The sequence below is a fragment of the Methylobacterium terrae genome (assembly GCF_003173755.1).
GTDB classification, from domain to species: Bacteria; Pseudomonadota; Alphaproteobacteria; order Rhizobiales; family Beijerinckiaceae; genus Methylobacterium; species Methylobacterium terrae.
This window is the reverse complement of the sequence record NZ_CP029553.1, coordinates 100,103-126,199: the sequence shown is the minus strand read 5'-3', so window position 1 is coordinate 126,199 and position 26,097 is coordinate 100,103. Positions and strand designations below refer to the sequence as shown.

General features: G+C 71.0%; 15 protein-coding genes. 9 read left to right on the top strand and 6 right to left on the bottom strand.

The window, feature by feature from the left end; translation table 11 throughout:
* Window positions 1-310 precede the first annotated feature (310 nt).
* The 8 genes from DK419_RS00540 (at window position 311) to DK419_RS00505 (ending at window position 19,277) form a co-directional block, all read left to right on the top strand.
* A complete protein-coding gene (locus DK419_RS00540) occupies window positions 311-499 on the top strand; it encodes a hypothetical protein (protein WP_109957374.1) in 189 nt (62 codons plus the stop codon).
* 272 nt (window positions 500-771) lie between these two features.
* A complete protein-coding gene (gene treZ / locus DK419_RS00535) occupies window positions 772-2,592 on the top strand; it encodes a malto-oligosyltrehalose trehalohydrolase (RefSeq protein ID WP_109957373.1) in 1,821 nt (606 codons plus the stop codon).
* A gap of 1 nt (window position 2,593) precedes the next feature.
* On the top strand, window positions 2,594-7,516 hold the full coding sequence (locus DK419_RS00530) for a malto-oligosyltrehalose synthase (protein WP_109957372.1): 4,923 nt from the start codon (window positions 2,594-2,596) through the stop codon (window positions 7,514-7,516).
* Window positions 7,517-7,600: 84 nt separating this feature from the next.
* On the top strand, window positions 7,601-11,008 hold the full coding sequence (locus DK419_RS00525; RefSeq protein WP_109957371.1) for a maltotransferase domain-containing protein: 3,408 nt from the start codon (window positions 7,601-7,603) through the stop codon (window positions 11,006-11,008).
* 149 nt (window positions 11,009-11,157) lie between these two features.
* Window positions 11,158-14,421, top strand: a complete 3,264-nt coding sequence (treS, locus tag DK419_RS00520; RefSeq protein ID WP_109957370.1) for a maltose alpha-D-glucosyltransferase — start codon at window positions 11,158-11,160, stop codon at window positions 14,419-14,421.
* 243 nt (window positions 14,422-14,664) lie between these two features.
* Complete coding sequence (gene glgB, locus DK419_RS00515; protein ID WP_109962033.1) at window positions 14,665-16,929, top strand: 1,4-alpha-glucan branching protein GlgB; 2,265 nt, start codon at window positions 14,665-14,667, stop codon at window positions 16,927-16,929.
* 290 nt (window positions 16,930-17,219) lie between these two features.
* Complete coding sequence (locus DK419_RS00510) at window positions 17,220-17,990, top strand: FkbM family methyltransferase (RefSeq protein WP_162561098.1); 771 nt, start codon at window positions 17,220-17,222, stop codon at window positions 17,988-17,990.
* A 78-nt stretch (window positions 17,991-18,068) separates the two neighbouring features.
* On the top strand, window positions 18,069-19,277 hold the full coding sequence (locus DK419_RS00505; RefSeq protein WP_109957368.1) for a pyridoxal phosphate-dependent aminotransferase: 1,209 nt from the start codon (window positions 18,069-18,071) through the stop codon (window positions 19,275-19,277).
* Between the two features lie 120 nt (window positions 19,278-19,397).
* Here the strand turns inward: DK419_RS00505 and DK419_RS00500 are convergent, their stop codons facing one another.
* The 6 genes from DK419_RS00500 to DK419_RS00475 form a co-directional block, all read right to left on the bottom strand.
* Complete coding sequence (locus tag DK419_RS00500) at window positions 19,398-19,595, bottom strand: hypothetical protein (protein ID WP_245442773.1); 198 nt, start codon at window positions 19,593-19,595, stop codon at window positions 19,398-19,400.
* A gap of 122 nt (window positions 19,596-19,717) precedes the next feature.
* A complete protein-coding gene (locus DK419_RS00495) occupies window positions 19,718-20,029 on the bottom strand; it encodes a DUF1330 domain-containing protein (protein ID WP_109957366.1) in 312 nt (103 codons plus the stop codon).
* A gap of 29 nt (window positions 20,030-20,058) precedes the next feature.
* Window positions 20,059-20,769, bottom strand: coding sequence for an orotidine-5'-phosphate decarboxylase (gene pyrF, locus DK419_RS00490; protein WP_109957365.1), 711 nt, complete (start codon window positions 20,767-20,769; stop codon window positions 20,059-20,061).
* 60 nt (window positions 20,770-20,829) lie between these two features.
* Window positions 20,830-21,420, bottom strand: coding sequence for a uracil-DNA glycosylase family protein (locus tag DK419_RS00485; RefSeq protein ID WP_245442772.1), 591 nt, complete (start codon window positions 21,418-21,420; stop codon window positions 20,830-20,832).
* Window positions 21,421-21,559: 139 nt separating this feature from the next.
* Window positions 21,560-23,764: a xanthine dehydrogenase family protein molybdopterin-binding subunit gene (locus DK419_RS00480; protein WP_109957363.1), complete on the bottom strand. Its 2,205-nt coding sequence runs from the start codon at window positions 23,762-23,764 to the stop codon at window positions 21,560-21,562.
* 13 nt (window positions 23,765-23,777) lie between these two features.
* A complete protein-coding gene (locus DK419_RS00475; RefSeq protein ID WP_109957362.1) occupies window positions 23,778-24,233 on the bottom strand; it encodes a (2Fe-2S)-binding protein in 456 nt (151 codons plus the stop codon).
* A 247-nt stretch (window positions 24,234-24,480) separates the two neighbouring features.
* On the opposite strand from DK419_RS00475, the gene DK419_RS00470 reads away from it, so the two are divergent.
* Window positions 24,481-26,016 carry a sensor histidine kinase gene (locus DK419_RS00470; protein WP_109957361.1) on the top strand — a complete coding sequence of 512 codons (1,536 nt, stop codon included), beginning with the start codon at window positions 24,481-24,483 and terminating at the stop codon, window positions 26,014-26,016.
* Window positions 26,017-26,097 lie beyond the last annotated feature (81 nt).

Below are 26,097 nucleotides of genomic sequence, written 5' to 3'. Positions count from 1 at the left end.
GTGGGGGAAGGGCTCTGGCAGCATTCGAGGTCATCCTCTCCCTATACCGGAACAAACGCGGAACAAAAAGGGGTTTCGGGCGGAGCCGGGGTGTGACGAACGGGCATGGTCGCGTCGGGGGTTGCGAATCCGACGCGCAGCAGAACCCGTACCAGAGTCACCGAGACGTAAACAAACTCCCTTAAAGCTTGATGAGGCCCGAGGCATCCCCAGGAGCCCCTCCCGGAACCTCGGCCGTGACCGCCCGTTGTCCGAACGGCTGCTCCCGACGCCCGACGGGGGAGGCCCGCGCCGCAGGAGCGTCCCGACGATGAGAGCCGCCAACCGCCACGCCCGCCATCTCTCCCTTGCCCGCGCCGAGCAGGCCGCCGGCCAGGCCTTCGGCTTCGCCGAGGACGGCGTCGCGGCCGTGGCGACGGGCTTCGGACGGGTGGCCGCGACCGCGACCGGGGCCGCCGTCGTGGTGGCTTTCGCGGCGACGCTCGCCTGGGCGCTCTGAGCCCTTTTCACGGCTCTCATCAGTCAATCGTCGGCGATGCCGTGAGCGCCGTCGCTCGCGCGTCCCACCGTGTCGGGGTGATCGCGGCCCGCCATCCCCATCGACCCTCCGGTCCGGCCATTGCCGGGGGCGCCGGCCGCCTTAGCTCCCGCGGCGGTCCACGCTCTTTTCGCAGTGCGGAACCCGGCCACCCCGGCCGAATTTCCTGAACGGCCCCCCACGCCGCTCAGTCTCGCTCTTTTGCAGTCTCGCTTTCGAAGGATGGTGGCCCGATGCGGCGCGCCCACAGCATGCCATTCGGTGCGGAGATCGGACCGGAGGGCGTGCGTTTCGCTCTCTGGGCTCCGACCGCGACGAGCGTCGCCCTGGTTCTCGACGGGACCGAACACGACCTCCCCGATGGGGGCGAGGGCTGGCGCCGCCTGACCGTGCCGGGCGTGCGGGCGGGCACCCGCTACGGCTACCGGATCGACGGCGACCTCGTCGTGCCCGATCCCGCCTCGCGCTTCCAGCCGGAGGACGTTTCGGGGCTCTCCGAGGTGATCGACCCGGCGGCCTTCGCCTGGACCGACCGGGACTGGGCCGGGCGCCCCTTCGAGGAGACGGTGATCTACGAGTGCCACGTCGGCACCGCGACGCCGGAGGGGACCTACGCGGCGCTCGCCGGCAAGCTCGAGGCCCTGCGCGACCTGGGCGTCACCGCGATCGAGCTCCTGCCGCTCGCCGACTTCAAGGGCAGCCGCAACTGGGGCTATGACGGCGTGCTGCCCTACGCGCCGGATTCCGCCTACGGCACGCCCGACGACCTGCGCCGTCTCGTCGACAGGGCCCATTCCCTCGGCCTGATGGTCTTCCTCGACGTCGTCTACAATCACTTCGGGCCGGCCGGGAACTATCTCAACGCCTACGCCAAGTCGTTCTTCACCGAGCGCCACCAGACGCCGTGGGGCGCGGGCATCAACTTCGACGGCAAGACCAGCGGCGAGGTGGTGCGGGACTACTTCGTCCACAACTCCCTGTACTGGCTGGAGGAGTTCCACGTCGACGGCCTGCGCTTCGACGCCGTCCACGCGATCCTGGACGATTCGGAGAAGCACTTCCTCGGCGAGCTGGCCGAGCGCATCCGCGCGGCTCACCCCCACCGGCCGATCCACCTGATGCTCGAGAACGAGGCCAACCAGGCCTCGTGGCTGGAGCGCGACGGGGCGGGGAAGCCGCGCTTCCACAGCGCGCAATGGGCGGACGACACCCATCACGGCTGGCACATCCTGCTCACCGGCGAGGATTCCGGCTACTACGAGAGCTTCGCCGACAAGCCGGCCGCCCACCTCGCCCGCAGCCTTGCGGAGGGCTTCGCCTACCAGGGCGAGCCGTTCAAGACCCTCGACGACCATCCCCGCGGCGAGCCCTCCGGCCACCTGCCGCCCTCGGCCTTCGTCACCTTCCTGCAGAACCACGACCAGGTCGGCAACCGGGCGCTCGGCGAGCGGCTGAGCCACCTTGCCGATCCGTCGAGGCTGGCGCTCGCCCGGGCCGGGCTGCTCCTCAGCCCGCAGATCCCGATGCTGTGGATGGGCGAGGAATGGTCGGCCTCGACGCCGTTCCTGTTCTTCGTCGATTTCGCCCCCGACGAGGAGCTGAACAAGGCGGTCCGCGACGGGAGGCGGCGCGAGTTCAAGAGCTTCGCGGCCTTCGCCGACGAGGAGAAGGCCAAGACCATTCCCGATCCCACTGCCGAGGAGACGTTCCGGCGCTCGGCCCTCGATTGGGCGGAGCGCGACCGCCCGGGCCATCGCGAGGTCCTGGCCGACACGACCGCGCTCCTGCGCTTACGCCAGCGCGAGGTGGTGCCGCTGACGAAGACCGCCTGGCGGGGCGGGCGCTACGCGCTGCCGCGGCCCGACGTGATCGACGTGACCTGGTCCTACGCCGGCGGCTCCCTGCGATTCGTCGGCGCATTCGGGGGCGAGCCCTACGAACTCGCCACGCTGCCCGGCCGCGTCGTCTGGCGCTCGCCGGCCGTGTCCGAGGGCGAGAACGGTTCCCTGGTCCTGCCCGCCTGGTCGGGCGTGTTCGTGAAAGAGGTACGTTGAGATGGCCGTGACCGAGGATGTCGTCGCGCGGCTCGCCGATGAGGCGGGCATCGCCGCGGACTACACCGACGCCTTCGGCCAGCGCGTCGAGACCCCGCTCGACGTGCGCCGGGGCCTCCTCGCTGCCCTCGGCCTGCCGGCCGGCACCGAGGAAGAGGCGCGGGCGAGCCTGGACCGCATCCATTCCCTGCGCCACGGCCTCGTGCCGCCGCTGGTCCCGGTCGAGGCCAGGCGCGCCGCCCGGGTGCCGGTGAGGCCGGGCGAGGCCGCAGGCACGGTGAGCTGGCGCATCGTCGACGAGCGGGGCACCGCCCGTGACGGCCGCGTCGCGCTCGGCCCCGAGACCGACGCGATCGAGCTGCCGCCGCTCACCCCCGGCTACCACCGCCTCACCGTGACGCTCGGCGAGAGCCGCGCCGAGGCGACGGTGATCGCCGCTCCCCAGCGCTGCTGGCGCCCGCGCGCGCTCGGCGACGAGGGCGCCCGGGACTGGGGCCTTGCCGCGCAGCTCTACGGCCTGCGCTCGGAGACCAATCTCGGCATCGGCACCTACGCCGATGCCGGCCGGGCCGCGGCGGATGCCGGCGCGAGGGGCGCGGCGTTCCTCGGCCTGAGCCCGGTCCACGCCCTGTTCTCGACCGATCGCCAGAAGGTCTCGCCCTACTCGCCGTCCTCGCGCCTGTTCCTCGAGACGCTGTTCGTTGACCCGACGACGCTCCCGGGCCTGGCCGGCAGCCCCGCCGAGCACCTGCTGAGGGACTCGGCGCCCGAGATCGCGCGCCTGCGCGACGCCTCCCTGGTCGACCATGCCGGCGTCTGGCAGGTGCTGAGCCCGGTGCTCGAGGCCCTGTGGCAGGATTCGCCGGCCCGGGCCGGACGGGACACTGAGTTCCTGACCTTCCGGGCCGCCTTCGGCGAGAACCTGGAGGCCCATGCCACCTTCGAGGCCCTGGCGGAGCATTTCTCGCAGGCAGGCGCCCACTGGCTCGGCGACTGGCCGGAGGCCTACCGCCGCAACGGCACGCCGGAGGTCTCAGCGTTCGCGGCCGAGCATCAGGAGCGGGTCTCCTACCACGCCTGGCTGCAGTTCCTCGCCGACCGGCAGCTCGCCCGCGCGGCGCAAGCGGGCCTGGCCTCGGGGATGCGCCTCGGGCTCTACCGCGACCTCGCGGTCGGCGCCGATCGCGGCGGCTCGGAGGTCTGGTCGCACCCTGAGCGCTTCGCCGCGGGCCTGTCGATCGGCGCGCCGCCGGACATCCTGGCCCCGAACGGCCAGGATTGGGGGCTTCCGCCCTTCGACCCGCTGGAGCTGGAGCGCGACGGTCTCGCGGCCTTCCGGGCCCTCGTCCAGGCCAACATGCGGCACGCCGGCGCGATCCGCATCGACCACGCCTTCCAGCTCGCCCGGCTGTTCCTGATCCCGGTGGGGCAGGGCGCGAAGGGCGGCGCCTACGTGGCGATGCCGTTCGACGCGATGCTGGCGGTGCTGCGCCTGGAGAGCCACCGGGCGAAGTGCCTCGTCATCGCGGAAGACCTCGGCACCGCGCCGGCCGGGTTCTCCGACGCCCTGATGCAGGCCGGCATCCTGAGCTACCGCATCCTGTCCTTCGAGCGGGGCGACGGCGGCGCGTTCAAGCGCCCGGCCGAGTACCCGCGCGACGCGCTCTGCGCCATCACCACCCACGACCTGCCGACCTTCGTCGGCTGGTGGCGCGGGGTTGACACGGAACTCCGCCAGTCGCTCGGCCTCTACGACGCCGACCGGGCCGGGGCCGAACGCGAGGAGCGGGTGCACGAGCGCCGGCGCCTCGCGGAAGCCCTCCACCAGGAGGGCCTGATTCCGACGAACGAGGTGCCGGCCGAGCCGCCCTTCGAGGCCGCGGTGCGGTTCCTCGCCCGCGCCCCGTCGGTGCTCACGGCGGTGCAGTACGAGGACATCCTCGGCGAGGTGAGCCAGGCCAACATGCCGGGCGTCACCGAGGGCTACCCGAACTGGCGCCGCAAGCTCGACCGCGACCTCGCGGCAATCGCCGCCCCCGGCGGGCCGCTGGCCAAGCTCGCCTCGTCGCTCTCGGCCGAGGAGCGCGGACCGCGCTCGGGGGCCGCGCGCCTCGCCTCGCCGCCGCCGCGGGCGACCTACCGGCTGCAATTCCACAAGGACTTCACCTTCGACCACGCCGCGAGGATCGTCCCGTATCTCGCGAAGCTCGGCATCAGCCACGTCTACGCCTCGCCGATCCACAAGGCGCGGCCGGGCTCGATGCACGGCTACGACATCGTCGACCACCGCGAGATCAACCCGGAGCTCGGCGGCGAGGAGGCGTTCATCCGCTTCAGCGACACGCTGAAGGCCCACGGCCTCAAGTTCCTGCTCGACATCGTGCCCAACCACATGGGCGTCGGCGGCGCCGACAACCCGTGGTGGCTCTCGGTGCTCGAATGGGGCGCCCTGTCGCCGGCGGCCGACGCCTTCGACATCGACTGGGGCCGGCTCGGTGCCCGCAACAAGCTCGTCGTGCCGTTCCTCGGCGACCGCTACGGCGAGGCCCTGGAGAAGGGCGACCTCAAGCTCGCCTTCGACCCGGAGGAGGGCGGCTTCAGCGTCTGGCACTTCGAGCACCGCTTCCCGGTCAACCCGCTGAGCTACCCGATCATCCTCGACCGGGCGCTGGCGGCCCTGCCGGAGGTCGGCGACGAGGCCTCGGCGGAAGTGCTGTCGATCTCCGAGCGCCTGCGCCGGATGGGCGACGAGACCCACCACGACCGTCTCGCCGCCTTCCCGGAGGAGGCGGAAGGCTTGAAGCGGCGCCTCGCCCACGCGGTCGCGGCCTCGAGCCACCTCAAGACCGCGATCGACCGGGCGGTGACCCTGGTCAACGGGTTCAAGGGCCATCCCGACAGCTTCGGGGCGCTGCACCGGATCCTGGAAGCCCAGGCTTACCGGCTGGCCCATTGGCGGGTCGCGGCGAGCGACATCAACTACCGCCGCTTCTTCGACGTGAACTCGCTCGCCGGGCTCAAGGTCGAGGACAGGCGGGTGTTCGAGGGCGCCCACGCGATGCTCTTCCGCCAGATCCGCGAGGGGCGGATCGACGGGCTGCGCATCGACCACATCGACGGACTCGCCGACCCGGCGGGCTACGCCCGCGCGCTCCAGGCGGCGCTCGGGCCCGGCTTCTACATCGTGGTCGAGAAGATCCTCGAGCCGGGCGAGAAGCTGCGTCCGTGGCCGATCGCCGGCACCACCGGCTACGACGTGCTCAACCAGATCGACGGGCTGTTCGTCGACCAGGGCAGGCGCGAGGCGGTGGCCGGGCTCTATGCCGGGGCGACCGGCATGGACGAGCCCTATGCTTGGCTCCTGCGCAACGTGAAGGGCGAGATCCTGGAGACCAGCTTCGCCAGCGAGCTGGAAGTCCTGACCTCGGACCTGAAGCAGGTCGCGGATGCCGACCGGCGCACCCGCGACTTCTCGGTCAATGCCCTGCGCCAGGCCCTGTCCGAGATCATCGCCCGCTTCCCGGTCTATCGCAGCTACCTGCCGCAGGAGCTCGACGAGGGCGAGATCGAGGCCGAGGACCTGAAGCTCATCGGCGACACCGTGCGCAAGGCCAAGCGCCGCTCGCGCCTGCCCGACCGCTCGGTGCACGACTTCGCGCAGGCCGTGCTCCTCGGGCGTCTCGACACCGAGGGGCCGGGCCGCCCCGATCCCGAGGTGGTGCGCCGCTTCCGCCGCCGCTTCCAGCAGCTCACCGGCCCGGTGATGGCAAAGAGCCTGGAGGACACCCTGTTCTACCGCTACGTCGAGCTGCTCGGGCTCAACGAGGTCGGGGGCGATCCGGGCGAGTACGGCCTGTCGGCGGAGCATTTCCACGCGCTCCAGGCGGCCCGTGCCCGCGACTGGCCGAACGCGATGATCACGACCGCCACCCACGACACCAAGCGCGGCGAGGATGCCCGCACCCGGCTCCTCGCCCTCTCGGAGATCCCGCAGGAATGGGGCGAGGCCTGGGCCCTGTGGGGTCGGCTGGTGCAGCCGCACCTCTCGGAGGTCGAGGGCGAGGCGGCGCCCGACGCCAACGACCAGTGGATGTTTCTGCAGGCGATCCTCGGCGCCTGGCCGCTGGAACTGCTGACGGAGACGCCGGACCCGTCGTCCGTCGAGGAGTTCCGCGAGCGGCTCGGCGCCTATGCCGAGAAGGCGATGCGCGAGGGCAAGCGCCGGTCTAGCTGGGTCAACGTCGACGAGGCCTACGAGGGCGCGGTCTCCAGGCTCTTCGACGCCCTGGTGGCGCCGGGCTCGGACTTCCTGCGCGAGTTCTGGCCCTTCGCCGAACGGCTGGCGCGGGTCGGCATGGTGACGGGGCTCGCCCGCTCGGCACTGAAATGCACACTGCCTGGCCTGCCCGACATCTACCAGGGCACGGAGTTCTGGGACTTCTCCTTCGTCGATCCCGACAACCGCCGCCCGGTCGACTACGCCGAGCGCGAGGCGGCGCTCGGGCAGGACGTGGCGCTGGAGGACCTGCTCGCCGCCTGGCCGGACGGGCGGATCAAGCAGGCGGTGCTGGCCCGGCTGCTCGCCGACCGCGGCGCCCATCCCGGCTTCTACGCCGAGGCCGACTACACCCCGGTCGCGGCCGAGGGGCAGGGGGCGGAGCGCGTCGTCGCCTTCCTGCGCCAGGACGCGACCGTGGGCTCCGAGGCCGGCGACCTCCTGGTGGCGGTGCCCCGCCGCGTCGCGGCCGGGGACGGCCCGCGCCTCGCAGGGTCGTTCGCCGGGACCGTGCTGCCGGTGCCGGAGGGCGGCGTCTGGCGCGACCTGGTGACCGGCGACGAGGTGCGGGCGGAGGGCGGTCGGCTGCACGTCGAGCGACTCTTCGCACGTTTGCCCCTGGCGGTTCTGCGTCACTCCGCCAGTTGAGACGTCGGGCCGGCCGGCAACCCCTCGGGGTGCCGCGGCCGGCCCGCCTGAGATGATCGAGAGAGAGCAGGCAGGATCGGGCCGATGAACGTACCCCGCACCAGCACCAAGCCGGCGAAGCGCACCCGCGAGGTGACGCCGCTCCCGGCCACCCTGGCGCCGCTGGCGGCCGGACCGCGGATCTACAACCTGTTTCCCCTCCTGGTCGGCCGGGTCTCGGCCTGGACCGCGGAACTCCCCCGCATCGCCGAGCTCGGCTTCGACTGGGTCTACCTGAACCCGTTCCACCAGGCCGGCGGCTCGCGCTCGCTCTACGCGGTGGCCGACGTGGACCGCCTCGACGAGCGCCTGCGCGACCTCGACGGCACCCCGGACGACGAGCAGATCCGCCGCTTCTGCCAGGCGGCGGCCGGGCACGGCCTGAAGATCATGACCGACCTCGTGGTGAACCACGCCGCCAACGACGGGACGTTGGCCCACGAGCGCCCGGACCTCTTCGTGCGCGACGAATCCGGCGCGCCGGTGAGCCCGCACGCCGTCGATCCGGACGATCCGTCGAAGATCACCGTCTGGGGCGACCTCGCCGAGTTCGACTACGTCGAGGCCGGCCCGCGCACGGCCCTCACCGAATTGTGGAACGGCTACATCGCCCGGCTCCAGGGGCTCGGCGTTGCCGGCTTCCGGTGCGACGCCGCCTACAAGGTGCCGCCGGACGTGTGGCGCAGCCTGATCGGGGCCGCCAAGGAGCGCGACCACGCCGCGCTCTTCGCCGCCGAGACCCTGGGCTGCACCTTCGAGGAGGCCCGCGCCACGGCCGAGGCCGGGTTCGACTACCTGTTCAACTCCTTCGCCTGGTGGGACCTGAAGGCGCCCTGGGCGCTCGAGCAGTACGAGCGCCTGCGCATCCTGGCGCCCTCAATCGCCTTCCCCGAGAACCACGACATGCAGCGCCTCGCCGCCTCGCTGGAGGGCGGGCCCGGGGCGGTGGCGGCGGAACTCAAGAGCCGCTACGCGCTCGCCGCCTTCTTCTCCGCCGGGGTGCTGATGCCGATCGGCTACGAGTGGGGCTACGCGAAGGCGCTCCACGTGGTGGAGACCACGCCGGAGAGCCGCGAGCACCACACCGGCATCGACATCTCGGGCTTCGTCGCGGCGGTGAACCGCCTGCGGGCCGACCTGCCGGCGGCCAATGTCGAGGGCGCGCAGTGGCGCCTCTCGGCCCCGGACGCCGCTTACGTCGCGCTGATCCGGATCGACACCGGCCATCCCGGCTCGGCCGAGAACGCCGTGATCGTGCTGCACAACCCGACGGACAAGCCGGTCGCCGTCGATCCCGCGCCGCTGATCGCCGGCTCCGGCGGCGAGTTCGGGCCGTTCCAGGATCTGACGCCGGAGGCCGCGCCCCTGGTGTTCCGGGCCGACCAATCGATCGGCCTGGAGCCCCGCGCAGTGCGCATCCTCGCCGCCCGCCGCATCGCCGCCGTGCGGCGCCCGCGCCGCGCCACCCCGAACGGCGAGGGGCGGGTGATCATCGAGGCGGTGAGCCCCGAGATCGACGGCGGCCGCTCGGCGATCAAGCGGGTCGTCGGCGACCAGGTCCACGTCGAGGCCGACATCTTCACCGACGGTCACGACGTCATCAACGCCGCGGTCCTCTCGCGGCTGGCCGGCGAGACCGAGTGGCGCCGCGACCCGATGCTGTTCGTCGACAACGACCGCTGGCACGGCCACTTCCCGCTCACCCGCAACGCCCGCTACGAGTACACGGTCGAGGCGTGGCGCGACGACTTCTCGTCCTGGTTGCGGGGCCTCGAGAAGAAGCGCAAGGCCGGGATCGCCGTGCATCTCGAGACGCAGGAGGGCGTCGGCCTCGTCCGGCGCGCGGCGTCCCTCGCCGAGGGCAGCGACGCCGCCGCGCTGAACGCCCTGGTGGCGGCCCTGGAAGCCGACGAGGCCGGATCGGCCGCGCAGCTCCACCGCCTTCTGGAGCAGACGGCGCTGATCCACCGCAACTCGGAGCGGGCGAACCTCTCGCGCTATCCCGTCGTGCTGGAGGTCTTCGCCGACCGGCTCGCCGCCCGGTTCTCGGCCTGGTACGAGATCTTCCCGCGCTCGCAGTCGGGCGATCCGAACCGTCACGGCACCTTCGACGACGTCATCGCCCGTCTGCCCGAGATCCGCGAACTCGGCTTCGACGTGCTCTACTTCACGCCGATCCACCCGATCGGCCGCACCAACCGGAAGGGCAAGAACAACTCGCTGAAGGCGAAGGAGGGCGATGTCGGCTCGGTCTACGCCGTCGGCGCGGAGGAGGGCGGCCACGAGGCGGTGCATCCCGACCTCGGATCCCTCGACGACTTCCGGCGCCTCGTCGCGGCGAGCCACGCCCACGGCATGGAGGTGGCGCTCGACTTCGCGATCCAGTGCTCGCCGGACCACCCGTGGATCAAGCAGCACCCGGAATGGTTCGACTGGCGGCCCGACGGCACGATCAAGTTCGCCGAGAACCCGCCGAAGAAGTACGAGGACATCGTCAACGTCGATTTCTACCGCGAGGGCGCGGTGCCGTCGCTCTGGGTCGAGCTGCGCGACATCATCGTCGGCTGGGTCGAGCTCGGGGTGAAGATCTTCCGGGTCGACAACCCTCACACCAAGCCGATCCCGTTCTGGGAATGGATGATCCGCGACGTCAACGACCGCTACCCGGACGTGCTGTTCCTCGCCGAGGCCTTCACCCGGCCGAAGATGATGAAGAAGCTCGCCAAGGCCGGCTTCCAGCAGAGCTACACCTACTTCACCTGGCGCAACACCAAGGAGGAGCTGGCCTCCTACTCGACGGAACTCGCTGGCGAGATGGGTGAGTATTACCGCCCGAACTTCTTCGCCAACACGCCGGACATCAACCCGGTCTTCCTCCAGACCAGTGGCCGGCCGGGCTTCGTCATCCGCGGGACGCTCGCCGCGACGCTGTCGAGCGTCTACGGCATCTATAACGGCTTCGAGCTGTGCGACGCCGCGCCGGTGCCGGGCAAGGAGGAGTACCTCGATTCCGAGAAGTACGAGCTGAAGGCCTGGGATTATTACCGGCCCGGCAACATCCGCGACCACATCATCGCGCTGAACCGCATCCGGCGCGAGAACCCGGCCCTCTGGGATTTCCGCAACGTCGTCTTCACGCCGGCCTGGAACGAGCAGATCCTCGCCTACCTGCGGATGACGCCGTCCGGCGACAACGCGGTGTTCTGCATGGTCAATCTCGACCCGAGGAACCGCCAGGAATGCACCTACGAGGTGCCGCTCTGGCAACTCGGGCTGCCCGACGACGGCGCGGTCGAGGTCGAGGACCTGATCCAGGGCTACAAGTTCGAGCTGCGCGGCAAGACCCACCGCATCGCCCTCGACCCGGCCGAGCGCTCCGTCGTGATCTGGCGGCTTCGCTGCCCCGACCGCCTTGCCGCGCCCGGCGGCGCATGGCAGCAGGGCTCCGCCTAGCCGGTTGCGTATCGGCACGGGCGGGCGACCGTCCGCGCCGGCAGGCAATCCGAACTCTCCCCGGCGCCCCGCGTTGAGCCCGAATATGGCGACAGCCACGAAGGCCATCAGCCCGGCGCCACGACCCGATCGAATGAGGCTTTGACGCGATGATCGATCGCAGCGATCCGCAATGGTACCGTGACGCCATCATCTACCAGGTGCACGTCAAGTCCTTCTTCGATGCGAACAACGACGGCATCGGCGACTTCGACGGCCTGACCGCGAAGCTCGACTACATCCGCGACCTCGGCGTCACGGCGATCTGGGTGATGCCGTTCTACCCTTCGCCGCTGCGCGACGACGGCTACGACATCGCGGATTACCGCGACATCAACCAGTCCTACGGCACGATGGACCAGTTCCGGACCTTCGTGGACGAGGCCCATGCCCGCGGCCTCAGGGTCATCACCGAGCTCGTCATCAACCACACCTCGGACCAGCATCCCTGGTTCCAGCAGGCCCGCAACGCCCCGAAGGACTCGGAGTGGCGCGACTTCTACGTGTGGTCGGACACCGACGAGAAGTACACCGACACCCGCATCATCTTCCTCGACACCGAGGCCTCGAACTGGACCTGGGACCCGGTCGCCAAGGCGTATTACTGGCACCGCTTCTACTCGCACCAGCCCGACCTGAACTTCGACAACCCGAAGGTTCTGGACGCGGTGATCGAGGTGATGCGCTACTGGCTCGACATGGGGGTGGACGGCTTGCGCCTCGACGCGATCCCCTACCTGATCGAGCGCGACGGCACGAACTGCGAGAATTTGCCCGAGACCCACACGGTCATCAAGAAGATCCGCGCCGCCCTCGACGAATCCTACCCCGACCGGATGCTGCTCGCCGAGGCCAACCAGTGGCCGGAGGAGACCGCGCAGTATTTCGGCGACGGCGACGAATGCCACATGGCGTTCCACTTCCCGCTGATGCCGCGGATGTACATGGCGATCGCGCAGGAGGACCGGCACCCGATCACCGACATCATGCGGCAGACGCCGGAGATCCCGGAGGGCTGCCAATGGGCGATCTTCCTGCGCAACCATGACGAGCTGACGCTCGAGATGGTGACCGACAAGGAGCGCGACTACCTCTGGACCTTCTACGCCGCTGACCGGCGCGCCCGCATCAATCTCGGCATCCGCCGCCGCCTCGCGCCGCTGCTCGAGAACGACCGGCGCAAGATCGAGCTGATGAAGTTCCTGGTCCTCTCGATGCCCGGCACCCCGGTGCTGTATTACGGCGACGAGATCGGCATGGGCGACAACATCTATCTCGGCGACCGCGACGGCGTGCGCACGCCGATGCAGTGGTCGCCGGACCGAAACGGCGGCTTCTCCCGCTCCGACCCGGCCCGCCTGTTCCTGCCGACCATCCAGGACCCGATCTACGGCTTCGACGCGGTCAACGTCGAGGCGCAGGCGCGCGCCCAGACCAGCCTGCTCAACTGGACCCGGCGGATGATCGCGATCCGCAACAACCACGTCTCGCTCGGTCGCGGGGCCTTGCGCTTCCTGTATCCGGACAACCGCAAGGTCCTGGCCTGGATCCGCGAGCACGACAACGAGCGGGTGCTCTGCGTCGCCAACCTGTCGCGGGCGCCGCAGGCGGTGCAGCTCGACCTGTCCGACCTGCGCACCGCGGTGCCGGTGGAGCTGACCGGCGGCACCTCGTTCCCGCCGATCGGCGACCTGCCGTACCTGCTGACCATGCCGGCCTACGGCTTCTACTGGTTCTCGCTCTCGACCGCGAATGCCGGAACGATGGGCCCGAGCCCCGAGGCGCCGGAGCTGTTCACGCTCGTTCTCACCGGCGGCGTCGAGACCCTGATGAAGGGCCGCGAGCGCCAGGCCTTCGAGCGCACGGTGGCGCCCCGCTTCATCGGCTCGCGGCGCTGGTTCGGCGCCAAGGGCACGCGCATCCGCGGCGTCGAGGTGGTCGACAGCGCGATCCTGCCGTCCTCGAGCGGCGCCGGCGGCTTCCTGCTGCCGCGCATCGCGGTCTCGCTCGGCAACGGCGAGACCCAGGACTACTTCGTGCCGCTCGCCGTCGACGAGGGCCGCGAGGACGAGTCGCTCATGGACCACGCGGTCGCCCGGGTGCGCCGCGGCCCGAGGATGGGCCTCCTCTACGGTGCTGCCTCCTCGCCCGACTTCGCCCTGGCGATGGTTGACGCGATCCGCCACGGCCGCGAGATCGCCTCCGAGAAGGGCCGCATCCGCTTCACCGCGACCTCGGCCTTCGATCCCGAACTCGAGCTCGACCCGGCCGACATCCGGCGGCTCTCGGCGGAGCAGAGCAACACCTCGATCGCCTTCGGCTCGCGGGCGATGCTCAAGCTCCTGCGCCGGCTCCAGCCCGGCACGCATCCGGAGATCGAGGTCGGGCGCTTCCTCACCGAGGAGGCCGGGTTCAAGAACACCCCGGCGCTGCTGGGCGTGATCGAGCATGTCGGGCCCGACGGCACGGCGACGGCGCTCGGCCTGCTCCAGGCCTTCGTGCGCAACCAGGGCGATGCCTGGACCCTGATGCTCGAGTACCTGCGCCGCGACCTCGACACGATCGTGCTGGTGCCCGAGAGCGAGGCGCCGGCGCCCGAGGAGACCTTCGCCACCCACCTGCGCTGGGCGGGGCTCCTGGGTCAGCGCACCGCCGAGATGCACCGCGCGCTCGCGACCGAGACCGCCGACCGGGCCTTCGCCGCCGAGCCCTTCACCGAGGAGGATCTCGCTGCGCTCGCCGCCGACACGCGGCGCCAGGCCGAGAAGGCCTTGCGGGCCTGCGGCGCACTCGGCTTCACGGCGCCCGAGAGCGCCCAGGAGGCGGCCTCCGCGATCGTCTCCGCCAAGGCGGAGATCGAGGCCTTGATCGCGTCCCTGAGCCGGGACGTGCCGCAGGGCGCTCACCGCACCCGCATCCACGGGGACTACCATCTCGGCCAGGTGCTGGCCTCGCAGGACGACCTCATCATCGTCGACTTCGAGGGCGAGCCGTCCCGGCCGGTGGACGAGCGCCGGGCGAAGTCGACGCCGCTGCGCGACGTCGCCGGCATCCTGCGCTCGTTCGCCTATGGCGGCGAGACGGTGACCCGGGAGGTGTCGTCGCGCTTCGCCGAGGCCGGCGACCGGGCGAAGACCGCGGTCGCCGCCTGGCGCCGGATGGTGAGCGGGGCCTTCCTGGAGGCCTACGCCGCCGCCGTGCAGGGCAGCCGCGCGGCCGTCACCCACGAGGGCACGCACGAGCGCCTGCTGCGCCTCTGCCTGCTGCAGAAGGCGCTCTACGAGATCGATTACGAGGCCAACAACCGTCCGGACTGGATCGAGATTCCGGCCCGCGGCGTGCTGGCCATCCTGGAAGACCAGAGAGGTGCGTGACCCATGGACGACGAGACCAGCGCCCGGAAGCCGGCCGCTCGCCGGCGCCAGACCCCCCGCAGCCTTGAGACGAGCGTGACCGACACCGTGAAGAAGCCGAAAGCCGTGAAGGGCGCCCTGATCGCGCCGGTGACCGCGAAGGCCAAGGCCGGCAAAGGAACGAGCGCGGGCACGAGCAAGGCCATCGCCGGCAAGCCGACGAAGACGTCCGCCGCCAAGCCGGTCTCGCTGCGCGTCGCCGCCATGCAGGCGGCGGCCTCGCCCCGCGTCTCCGGGCCGGCGCCGAGCCGGCCCGCCCGGCCGCCGGTAGCGGGACGCGACTACGCGGTCCATCCCGACGCCGTCGAGGCGATGATGCGGGCCGAGCACGGCGACCCCTTCGGGGTGCTCGGCCCGCACGAGGTCGGCGAGGGCCAGTGGGAGGTCCGCGCGGTCCTGCCCGAGGCCCGTGCCGCCACGGTGGTGGTCGGCGAGACCCGGGTGCCGATGGAGCGCCGGCACCCGGCCGGCTTCTTCGTCGCGAGCTTCGCTCACCCGCAGCGGCCCGATTACCGCATCGCGGTCGAGGGCTGGGACAACACCGAGCGCACCCGGCGCGACCCCTACGAGTACGGCGCGACGCTGAACCAGCAGGAGATCGGCCTCCTGCGCGACGTCGGCAACGACGCCGTGCACCGGGTGCTCGGCGCCCAGGCCGTCGAGATCGGCGGCACGCCGGGCTTCCGCTTCGCGGTCTGGGCGCCCAATGCCCGCCGGGTCTCGGTGGTGGGCGACTTCAACGACTGGGACGGCCGGCGCCACCCGATGCGGCTGTGGCAGGATGGCGGCGTCTGGGAGCTGTTCATCCCCGAGCTGAAGAAGGGCGGCCACTACAAGTTCGAGATCCGCGGGCCCGACGGCGCGCTCCTGCCGCTCAAGGCCGATCCGGTCGCCTTCGCGGCGCAGCAGCCGCCCGAGACCGCCTCGCGCCTCGAAGGGCTGCCGTCGCCGGTCTGGCGCGACCAGGCCTGGATGCAGAGCCGCAACGCCCTCGACCACCGTCACGGCCCGATCTCGATCTACGAGGTCCATCTCGGCTCGTGGGCCCGGGTGCCGGGGGAGGGCAACCGCTACCTCACCTACCGCGAGCTCGCCGAGCGCCTGATCCCCTACGCCAAGGAGATGGGCTTCACCCATATCGAGCTCCTGCCGATCACCGAGCACCCGTTCGACGGGTCCTGGGGCTACCAGCCGGTCTCGCTCTACGCCCCGACCAGCCGCTTCGGCTCGCCGGAGGATTTCTCGGAGTTCGTCAACGCGGCGCACGAGGCCGGCATCGGCATCCTGCTCGACTGGGTGCCGGGCCACTTCCCCCTCGACGCCCACGGCCTCGGCCAGTTCGACGGCACCCATCTCTACGAGCACGCCGACCCGCGCCAGGGCTTCCACCAGGACTGGGGCACCTACATCTACAATTTCGGGCGCACGGAGGTCTCGGCCTTCCTGGCCTCGAACGCCCGGTTCTGGCTCGAGCACTACCACCTCGACGGCCTGCGGGTCGATGCGGTGGCCTCGATGCTCTACCTCGACTACTCGCGCCGGGCGGGCGAGTGGATCCCCAACCAGTACGGCGGCAACGAGAACCTGGAAGCCATCGACTTCCTGCGCAAGACCAACGAGGCGACCTACAGCCACGCCCCCGGCACGATGACGGTGGCGGAGGAATCGACCTCCTGGCCGGGCGTCTCGCACCCGACCTATACCGGGGGCCTCGGCTTCGGCTTCAAGTGGAACATGGGGTGGATGCACGACACCCTGCGGTTCATCTCGAAAGAGCCGGTGCATCGCCGCTACCACCACCACGACCTGACCTTCGGGCTGCTCTACGCCTTCTCGGAGAATTTCATCCTGCCCCTGTCCCACGATGAGGTGGTGCACGGGAAGGGCTCGCTGCTCGGCAAGATGCCGGGCGACCGCTGGCAGAAATTCGCCAACCTGCGCGCCTATTTCGGCTTCATGTGGGGGCATCCCGGCAAGAAGCTCCTGTTCATGGGCGGCGAGTTCGGCCAGGAAAAGGAGTGGAACCACAACCAGAGCCTCGACTGGCACCTGCTGGACGATCCGTTCCACGCCGGCCTCAAGGCGCTGGTGCGCGACCTCAACCACCTCTACGCCGCGACCCCGGCGCTCTACGCGCGCGACACCGAGGCCGCCGGCTTCCAGTGGCTGGTCTCGGACGATGCCGAGAACAACGTCATCGCCTGGGCCCGCAAGGGCCGCGAGCCGGGCGAGATCGCGATCGTGGTGTCGAACTTCACGCCCGTGGTACGCCACGGCTACCGCATCGGCGTGCCGATGGCCGGCCACTATCGTGAGGCGTTCAACTCGGATGCCGAAGGATATGGCGGCAGCAATGTCGGTAATTACGGCGGGGTCGACGCGGTGGCGGAGGCCTCGCACGGCCAGGGCCACTCGCTGACCCTGTCGCTGCCGCCGCTGGCGACCCTGATCCTGGTGCGACAGGGGTAGCGAAGGACATCGAATCATGACGACGAAGCGCGGGAGCCCCTCATCCGAGCGGGAGGGGGATCCCGCGCTTCATTGTATTTGCGGGTCAGATCATGTCGTTCAATCACCGAAGTCCTGACGGAAGAGGTGCGGTCTTCGCCCTCCGGCATAGAACCGCTTAACCGAGAAACGTGAAGCCGCTTCGGCCCCCACCCTCGGCCTGCTATGGACTTGGGGTGATCGAGACGAAGGGCGTTCATTCCATGTTGACGGCGTTATCCAAGCAGTTGATGCCGCCATGGATGCAGTCCATGGCACGGCGGGCCAAGTTGGAGCGCTCGCTGAAGATCTTCGAGCGGCGGGTGGCGACGCACCGCTTCGGCGGGATCGAGCTGAAGGTCAGCCTGTGCGATCCGGTCGGCGAGGAGTGGTACGACCACGATTCCGGCACCCTCGCCGAGATCACGTTCTTCAGGGAGAGCGGCGCGCTCAATGACGGCGCGACCGTGTTCGATCTCGGCGCGCATCAGGCGGTCGTGGCGCTTCAGCTCGCCACCCATGTCGGTCCCACGGGCCGGGTCGTCGCCCTGGAGGCCAACCCGCACAACGCCCGGGTCGCCGCCGAGAACGTCGCCCTCAACGATAAGCGCAACCTGACGATCCTGCACGCCGCGGCGGCGAGCGAGGACGGGATGCTCGAATTCAACGAGAGCCTGAACGGCCAGGTCGACGGCGGCGCCGGCACCCACGGCAAGGTGCAGGTGAAGTCCCGCTCGATCGACAGCCTCGCCCGCGAGTTCGGCACGCCCGACATCGTCTACGTCGACGTCGAGGGCTTTGAATGTGCGGTGCTGGACGGTGCGGGCGCGTCGTTCGGGCGGATCCCGAACTGGTTCGTCGAGGTCCATGGCGGGGCGGGCCTGGAAAAATTCGGCGGCTCGGTCGACCGGCTTCTCGGCTACTTCCCGGCCGACCGGTTCAAGCGCCACTTCTGCCGCTCGGACGAGGGGCCGTTCATCCCCTTGAGCGAGACCGGTTCGCTCGAAGGCACCCGCTGGTTCTTCATCGCGACGCGGATCTGATGTGCTGGCGCTCCGGCTTGCGCCGGGGCGTTCCGCTTGTCATCCCTGGGTCTCCCCGTCACGATCGGTGAGACCCGCATGTCCGTCACGCCCCTGCCCGACACGATGCCGCCGGTGAGCCGCGAGGCGGCCGGGGTGCTGCCGAGCGGCATCGGCGAACTCGTGGCCTACGGCGTCGACCGGCCCGGCCTGATCCCGCTCTGGGTCGGCGAGGGCGACCGGCCGACGCCGGGCTTCATCTGCGAGGCGGCGCAGCGCGCGCTTCGCGACGGCGCCACCTTCTACACCCGGATGCTCGGCATCCCCGCCTTGCGCGAGGCCCTGGCCGAGTACGTCTCGCGCCTCTACGGCGATCCCGTCGGCCCCGAGCGGTTCTTCGTGACGGTGGGCGGCATGCACGCCTTCCACACCGCGATCCGCATCGCCGCCGAGCCCGGCAACGAGGTGGTGCTGCCGACCCCGACCTGGTCGAACTTCTTCGGCGCGGTGGCGATGCAGGGCGCCCGGCCCGTTCCGGTGCCGATGCAGTTCGACGCAGGCGGCGGCTGGAGCCTCGACATCGCCCGGATCGCCGCTGCGATCACCCCCCGCACCCGGGCGATCGTGCTCAACACCCCGGCCAACCCGACCGGCTGGGTCGCGACCCGGGCCGACCTCGCGGCCGTGCTGGAAATCGCGCGACGCCACGACCTGTGGATCGTCGCCGACGAGATCTACGGCCGGTTCTGCTTCGACCCCGCCCACGAGGCCATGGGCCGCGCGCCCTCGATCCGCGACGTCTGGCAGCCCGAGGACCGCGACCGGGTGCTGTTCGTCCAGACCTTCTCCAAGAACTGGGCGATGACCGGCTGGCGGGTCGGGTGGCTCGAAGGACCGGCGGCGATCGGCCGGCTGGTCGACGGGCTCGTGCTCTACGGCACGTCGGGCGTCGCCACCTTCCTGCAGCACGCCGCGGTCACGGCGATCCGCGAGGGCGAGGCGCTCATCGCCGAGCAGGTCGCGCAGGCCCGGGCCGGCCGCGCCATCGTCTCCGAGGCCCTCGGCGCCCTGCCCGGCGTCGAGCTTCCGGCCCCGCCCGGCGCCTTCTACGCCTTCCCGCGGGTGCCGGCCGAGCCGGACGACCGGCGGCTCGCCAAGCGCATCGTCGACGAGGCGAATGTCGGGCTCGCTCCCGGCTCGGCCTTCGGGGCCGGCGGCGAGGGATTCCTGAGGCTGTGCTTCGCGCGCTCGACCGCCGATCTCACCGAGGCGATGCGCCGGATGGTGCCAGTGCTGAGGGAGGTGTGAGCGCGCCCGGCTCCGCCGTTCCCGGGGTTGCCCCACACTCATCCCGGGGCTCGGCCCGGTCCGAGCCGCCATGATGATCGAGGACGAGGATCGGCGCGGCGTCTCTGCTCGCGCCGATCCTCATTCCTCCGGCACCAGCTTCCCGGCGACGGTCAGGCACAGGCAGACCGCCCCGAGGGCGAACTGCCAGCGGCGGATGTCGCCGCCGATCGACGCCACCACCGCCTGGGCGATCAGCACCACCCCGATCAGCGGCGGCACGACGGTGAGGGCGAGGCGCACGGCCCTGCGCCAGCCGCGTGCGGATGATCCGTCCATCGCCATCGCCCCCTCAGCGCCCGGTCTCGGCGGTCGCCACGCCGAACGCGATCGCTCCCGCGTCGCCGTTCGGGGTGGTCCGGCTTTCGGGATCGATCATCCGCCGCTCCGGGAGCCGCCGTTCACGCCGCGCCGGGCTGCGGCCCGTCGTAGCCCTCGATCACGATGAGGTCGATCTCGGCGCCGCCCTCCTGCTTGGCGCGGGCGGCCTGGTACTCGGGCGAGTTCCAGCAGGCAAGCGCCTGGTCGTAGCTCGGGAACTCGATCACCACGTTGCGGGCGCGGCTCGATCCGCTGACCGCCTCGAAGCTTCCCCCGCGCACCAGGAAGCGCCCGCCGAACTTGGCGAAGGCGGCGCCGTTCGCCGCGACGTAGTTCTTGTAGGCCTCCGCGTTCGAGACGTCGACGCGGCCGACCCAGTAACCCTTCGCCATGTGGCTCCTCCCTTGGTGTCGCGTGAGTTCTAGAGCGCCGCCGCCATCTCGTCGACGATGCGGCGGGCGACGTCGCGCGGGTCGCCGGCGCCGGTGATGGGCCGGCCGACCACGACGTGGTCGACGCCGGCGCGCATCGCCTCGGCCGGGGTCACGACCCGCTTCTGGTCGCCGATCTCGGCGCCCGCCGGGCGGATGCCCGGGGTGACGATCAGCCGGTCGGGCCCGATCACCGCCCGCACCTGCGCGGCCTCGGCCGCCGAGCAGACGATCCCGTCGATGCCGATCGCCTTGGCGGCGGCGGCCCGCACCGCGACGAGATCGGCGACCGACAGCGCGTAGCCGGCCTCGCGGGCGTCCGCATCGTCGTAGGAGGTCAGTACCGTGACGCCGAGGATCTTCAGGCCGCTTCCCGCCTTGTCGCGCCCGCTCGCCGCCGCCCGCATGGTCTGGGGATAGGCGTGCACCGTGAGGAAGGTGGCGCCGATGCCGGCGAGCGACTGCACGCCCTCCTCGACGGTGTTGCCGATGTCGTGGAGCTTGAGGTCGAGGAAGACCTTGCGGCCGCCCCGGACCAGCCGCTCGGCGAGGCCGAGGCCGCCCGCGTAACCGAGGCGATAACCGATCTTGTAGAAGCTCGCGGCGTCGCCGATCCGCTCGATCAGACGCTCGGCCTCGTCGGTGGTCGCCATGTCGAGGGCGACGATCAGGCGGTCGCGGGGGCTGATGGGCTCGGGCACGGGACCTCCGTCACGAAAGAAATGTCGTCCGCACCCCCTTCACGGGACTGCGCCCCGGAATCAAGTCCGTCCGGCCAGCCGCGCCACCTCCCCCCGCAGGACCGGCAAGAGCTCGGCTTCGAACCACGGATGCTTCCGCAGCCACGGCGTGTTGCGCCAGGACGGGTGCGGCAGCGGCAGCAGGCGGGGGCGCTGACCTTGAGAAAAGATCTCGCGCCAGCGCGCCACCGTCCCGGTGAGGCCGCCGGGCTGGCGGCCGAGCTGCCAGGCCTGCGCGTACTGACCGATCAGCAGGATCAGTTCGAGGTCCGGCAGCCCGGCCAGCAGCGGGGCGCGCCAGGTCTCGGCGCATTCGCGCCGCGGCGGCAGGTCGCCGCCCTTCGTGTCGTGGCCGGGGAAGCAGGCGCCCATCGGCACGATCGCCACCAGGTCGGGATCGTAGAAGGCCGGCTCGTCGAGACCGAGCCACTCGCGCAGGCGCTTGCCGGAGGGATCCTGGAACGGCACCCCGCTCTGGAACGCCCGATTGCCCGGGGCCTGGCTGGCGATGCAGATCCGGGCGCGCGACGTGCCCTGGACGATCGGCCGCGGCTCGACGGGCAGGGGAGGTCCGTGGCGGGGCGCCTCGCGGCAGAGCCGGCAGGCGCGCACGCGCTCGGCGGTCTCGGTGAAATCCGGCTTCGCGGATGAAAAAAGGGTGCGGCTCTCGCCACACCCTGAAGTCGTCTCGGGTCCAAAACTGGAAGTCATGCCCCTCATATAGGGCGGAGGTTAAGCGTGTGGTGCGCGATCACACGCCGCGGAGCGAGCTCAGGTCGAGGGGCAGCGAGCGCAGGCGCTGGCCGGTGGCGGCGAAGACCGCGTTCGAGATCGCGGGGCCCAGCACCGGCACGCCGGGCTCGCCGATGCCGGTGGGCGCGGCGGCCGACGGCACGATGTGGACCTCGACCTTCGGCATCTCGCTCATCCGGGTCGGCTCGTAGGTGTCGAAGTTCTTCTCCTGCACCTCGCCGTCCTTGAAGGTGATGCGGTTGCGCAGGACCGCCGAGAGGGCGAAGCCGACCGCACCCTCGACCTGGGCCCGGATGATGTCCGGGTTGACCGCCACGCCGACATCGACCGCCGCGACGATGCGGTTGACCTTCACCTTGCCGGCCTCGGTCGTCACGTCGGCCACCATCGCCACGTAGGAGCCGAAAGACTCGTGCGCGGCGACCCCGTAGCCGCGACCGGGCTTCGTCTCGCGGGCGCTCCAGCCCGCCTTCTCGGCGGCGAGCGTCAGCGCGGCGGAGAGGCGCGGCGCCTGCTTCAGCAGGCCGAGGCGGTAGGCCACCGGGTCCTGGCCGGCCGCGTGCGCCAGTTCATCGATGAACACCTCCATCGCCTGCGCGGTGTGCGAGTGCCCGACCGAGCGCCACCACAGCACCGGCACGCCCTCGCGGGCGTTGTGGACCTCGAACCGGTAGGCCGGCAGGGCGTAGGGCGTGTCGGACGCGCCCTCGACGGTCGTGGCGTCGACGCCGTCCTTCACCATCATCGCCTCGAGGGGCGTGCCGATGATGATCGACTTGCCGACGACGCGGTGCTCCCACCCCGTGATCGCCCCCTTGGCGTCGAGGCCGGCGCGGATGCGGTGATAGGCGGCCGGGCGGTAATAGCCGCCGGTGATGTCGTCCTCCCGGGTCCAGACGAGGTGGATCGGGGCCTTCTCGCCGGTGGCCTTCAGGATCGCGGCGGCCTCCGCGATGTAGTCGGCCGAGGCCGTCGCGCGCCGGCCGAACGAGCCGCCGGCCCACAGGGTGGTGATGCGGACCTTGTCGGCGGTGGTGCCGAGGATCCCGGCGGCGACCGCCTGCTCGATGGTCTGGAACTGCGAGCCGGCATAGATGTCGTACGAGCCGTCGGCCGCCCGCTCGATCGTGGCGTTGAGCGGCTCCATCGGCGCATGCGCCAGGTAGGGGAAGTTGAACTCCGCCTCCAGCACCTTGGCGGCGCCCTTGATGGCGCTCGCCGCATCGCCGCTCTTCGAGGCGACGAGGCCGGGCTTGTCGGCCATCGCCTTGTAGGCGGCAGCTTGCGACTCGGTCGACTGGCGCTCGGCCCCGGCATCGTCCCAGGTCAGCGCCAGGGCCTCGCGGCCCTTCATCGCCGACCAGGTGTCACGCGCCACCACCGCGACGCCGCTCGGGACGCGCACGACCTGGACCACGCCCGGCACCGCCTTGGCGGCCTTGTCGTCGACGCTCTTCAGCGTCGCGCCGAAGCGGGGCGCGCGGGCGACGAGCGCCGTGAGCTGGCCCGGCCGGCGCACGTCGAGGGCGTATTGCGCGCTGCCGTCGGTCTTCGACGTCGAGTCGAGCCGCGGCACCCTGGTGCCGATCAGCCGGAAGGCCGACGGGTCCTTGAGGGTCGGGTTCTCCGGAACGGCCTGCGTCGCCGCCTTGGCCGCCAGCGCGCCGAAGCGAGCCTCCTTGCCGCTGGCGTGGCGCAGAACGCCCTTCTCGACCGTGATCTCGCCCGCCGGCACCTTCCAGTCCTGGGCCGCGGCGGCGACCAGCATCGCCCGGGCGGCGGCTCCCGCCTTGCGCAGCTGGATCCAGGAATTCGCCACCGCGGTCGAGCCGCCGGTGCCCTGGATCGGCCCGAAGGCGAGGTTGTTGTAGAGGCTGGCATCGGCGGGCGCGAAGACCGCGCGCATCTGCGCCCAGTCGGCGTCGAGCTCTTCCGCCACGATGGTGGCGAGCCCGGTCGTGTTGCCCTGGCCCATGTCGAGGTGCTTGATCACCACCGTCACGGTGTCGTCGGCGGCGATGCGCACGAAGGCGTTCGGCTTCGCCGGTGCCTTCGACAGGTCGGGACCGCCCGCGGCCCGCGCGCCCTTCGGGTCGAGGGTGAGCCCGATCACCAGGGCGCCGCCGGCGGCGGCCGTGCCGCGCAGGAAGGCGCGGCGGGAGGTCACGGCGCTGTCGCGCGTCTTGATCCTGTGGTTCAGCATGGCGGCGTCCCGGTCAGGCGAGGGAGCGGGCGGCGTCGTGGATCGCCGCGCGGATGCGCTGGTAGGTGCCGCAGCGGCAGACGTTGCCGTCCATGGCGGCGTCGATGTCGGCGTCGCTCGGCGTCCTGTTCTCCGAGAGGAGGCCGATCGCCGACATCATCTGGCCCGACTGGCAGTAGCCGCACTGGACCACGTCGAGCTGGCGCCAGGCGGTCCGCACCGCCTCCGCCACCGGACCCGAAATCCCCTCGATCGTGGTGATCTTGCCCTCGCCGACGTCGCCGAGGCGGGTCTGGCACGAGCGCACCGGCTGCCCGTCGACGTGGACCGTGCAGGCGCCGCACTGGGCGATGCCGCAGCCGTACTTCGTGCCGGTGAGGTTGAGGTGGTCGCGGATCGCCCAGAGGAGCGGCATCTCGGGATCGGCCTCGACCTCGTAGGTCCGGCCGTTGAGGGTGAGCTTCGTCATCGTGCGCTTCCGACGAGAGGCTGGAATTGTTCCAGTCCTGCTTGTGTGCGGCTGCTCCTGTACCCTCGGCAAGCATGGCCGATGTGCGCCAGCGCACCCGACGCGGCGTGCCGCAGCGGCAGGACGGGACGGGGATTTGCGTCGCATTCGTGGGGTTGCGGCAGGGGGACCTTAACGAATTTCGACCAGCCTCTCCCGGACCGGCCGGCGGTCTGCGGCGGCGAGGGAGCGGCACGACCCGATCGCGATGTCCGAAGTCACGGCGCAAATGGTCCAGCGCGGGCGCGGCCCGACGGCGGAGGAGGCGGCCCGGCGGCGCAAGGTGGCGCGGGACGTCCGCTCCGCCCGCGAGCGGCTGACCTCCTCGATCGGGCTCGAGCGCGCCTTCGACTACGAGCTCCTGCGCGTCTACGCCCAGTACCGGCTCGGCGCCTTCCTTCCCCTGGTGCTGCTGGCCTGCTGCATCGGTGCGGCCTCGGTGTTCTGGGCGCCCGCGATCCTCAGCGGCGCCTGGTGCGCCGGCGTGCTGGCGGTGATCGCCGGCAACACCGCCCTGTCCCGGTCCCTGCTGCGGCAGGACCCGGACGCGATCTCGCTCCGGGCCTCGCGCCGGCGGGTGATCGTCGGCGAGCTGGTGCAGAGCGTCGCCTGGGCGCTGCTCGCCCTGATGCTGGTTCAGGTCGACGCCGCGAACGCCCGCACTTTCGTGATGTTCGTGCTCGTCATCGTGGCCGCCGTCACCACGATGCTGGCCGCCACGGTGCCGCTCGCCGCCTATGCGGGACTCCTGCCGCTCAGTGCCGCCACCGCCGCCCTTCTGCTCCTGTCGCGCGAGGCGGAGGCGGTCCTGCTCGTCGCCATGGCGGTCTGCGCGCAGCTCTTCTTCCTGTTCCTGTCGAACCACCTGCACACCTCGACGGTCTCGGCGTTGCAGTCGCGCGCCGAGAAGGACGCGATCTTCGGCGAGCTGGAGCAGGCCAAGGCCAATTCCGACGAGGCGCGCCGGCGGGCCGAGGAGGCCAACCTCGCCAAGTCGCGCTTCCTCGCCACGATGAGCCACGAGTTGCGCACGCCGCTCAACGCCATCCTGGGCTTCTCGGAGGTGATGAAGAACGAGGTGTTCGGCCCCCATTCCTCGGCCTCCTACCAGGAATATTCGACCGATATCCACGACAGCGGCATGCATCTGTTGAACCTCATCAACGAGATCCTCGACCTGTCGCGCATCGAGGCCGGTCGCTACGAGCTCAACGAGGAGGCCCTGCAACTCGCCTACGTGGTCGAGGAGGGCCGGCACATGATGGGCTTGCGCGCGCGCGCGAAGAACCAGACCTTCCGCGAGCTGATCGACCCGACCCTGCCGCGGCTCTGGGCCGACGAGCGGGCGCTGCGCCAGATCGTGCTCAACGTGCTGTCGAACGCCGTGAAGTTCACCCCGCCGGGGGGCGAGATCGTCATCAAGGTCGGCTGGACCTCGTCGGGCGGCCAGTATCTCAGCGTGAAGGATACCGGCCCGGGGATCCCCGAGGACGAGATCCCCACCGTGATGTCGTCTTTCGGGCGCGGCTCGCTGGCGATCAAGACCGCAGAGCAGGGGTCGGGACTCGGCCTTCCGATCGTCAAGGGCCTCGTCGACCTGCATGGCGGCGGCTTCCAGCTGAAGTCGCGCCCGCGGGAGGGCACCGAGGTCATCGTGACCTTCCCGGCGACCCGGGTGATGGACGCCCTGCCGGCGGTGTCGGAGGGCGAGGCCGTCCCGGCGCGCTCGATCAGGGCGGCGTGACGCGTAAGCCCGGTTCGAGCCGGAGATCTGCCGCTCGTGAACGCCGCGAGGCGAGGCGCATGAAGCGCTGGCTTCCCCCTC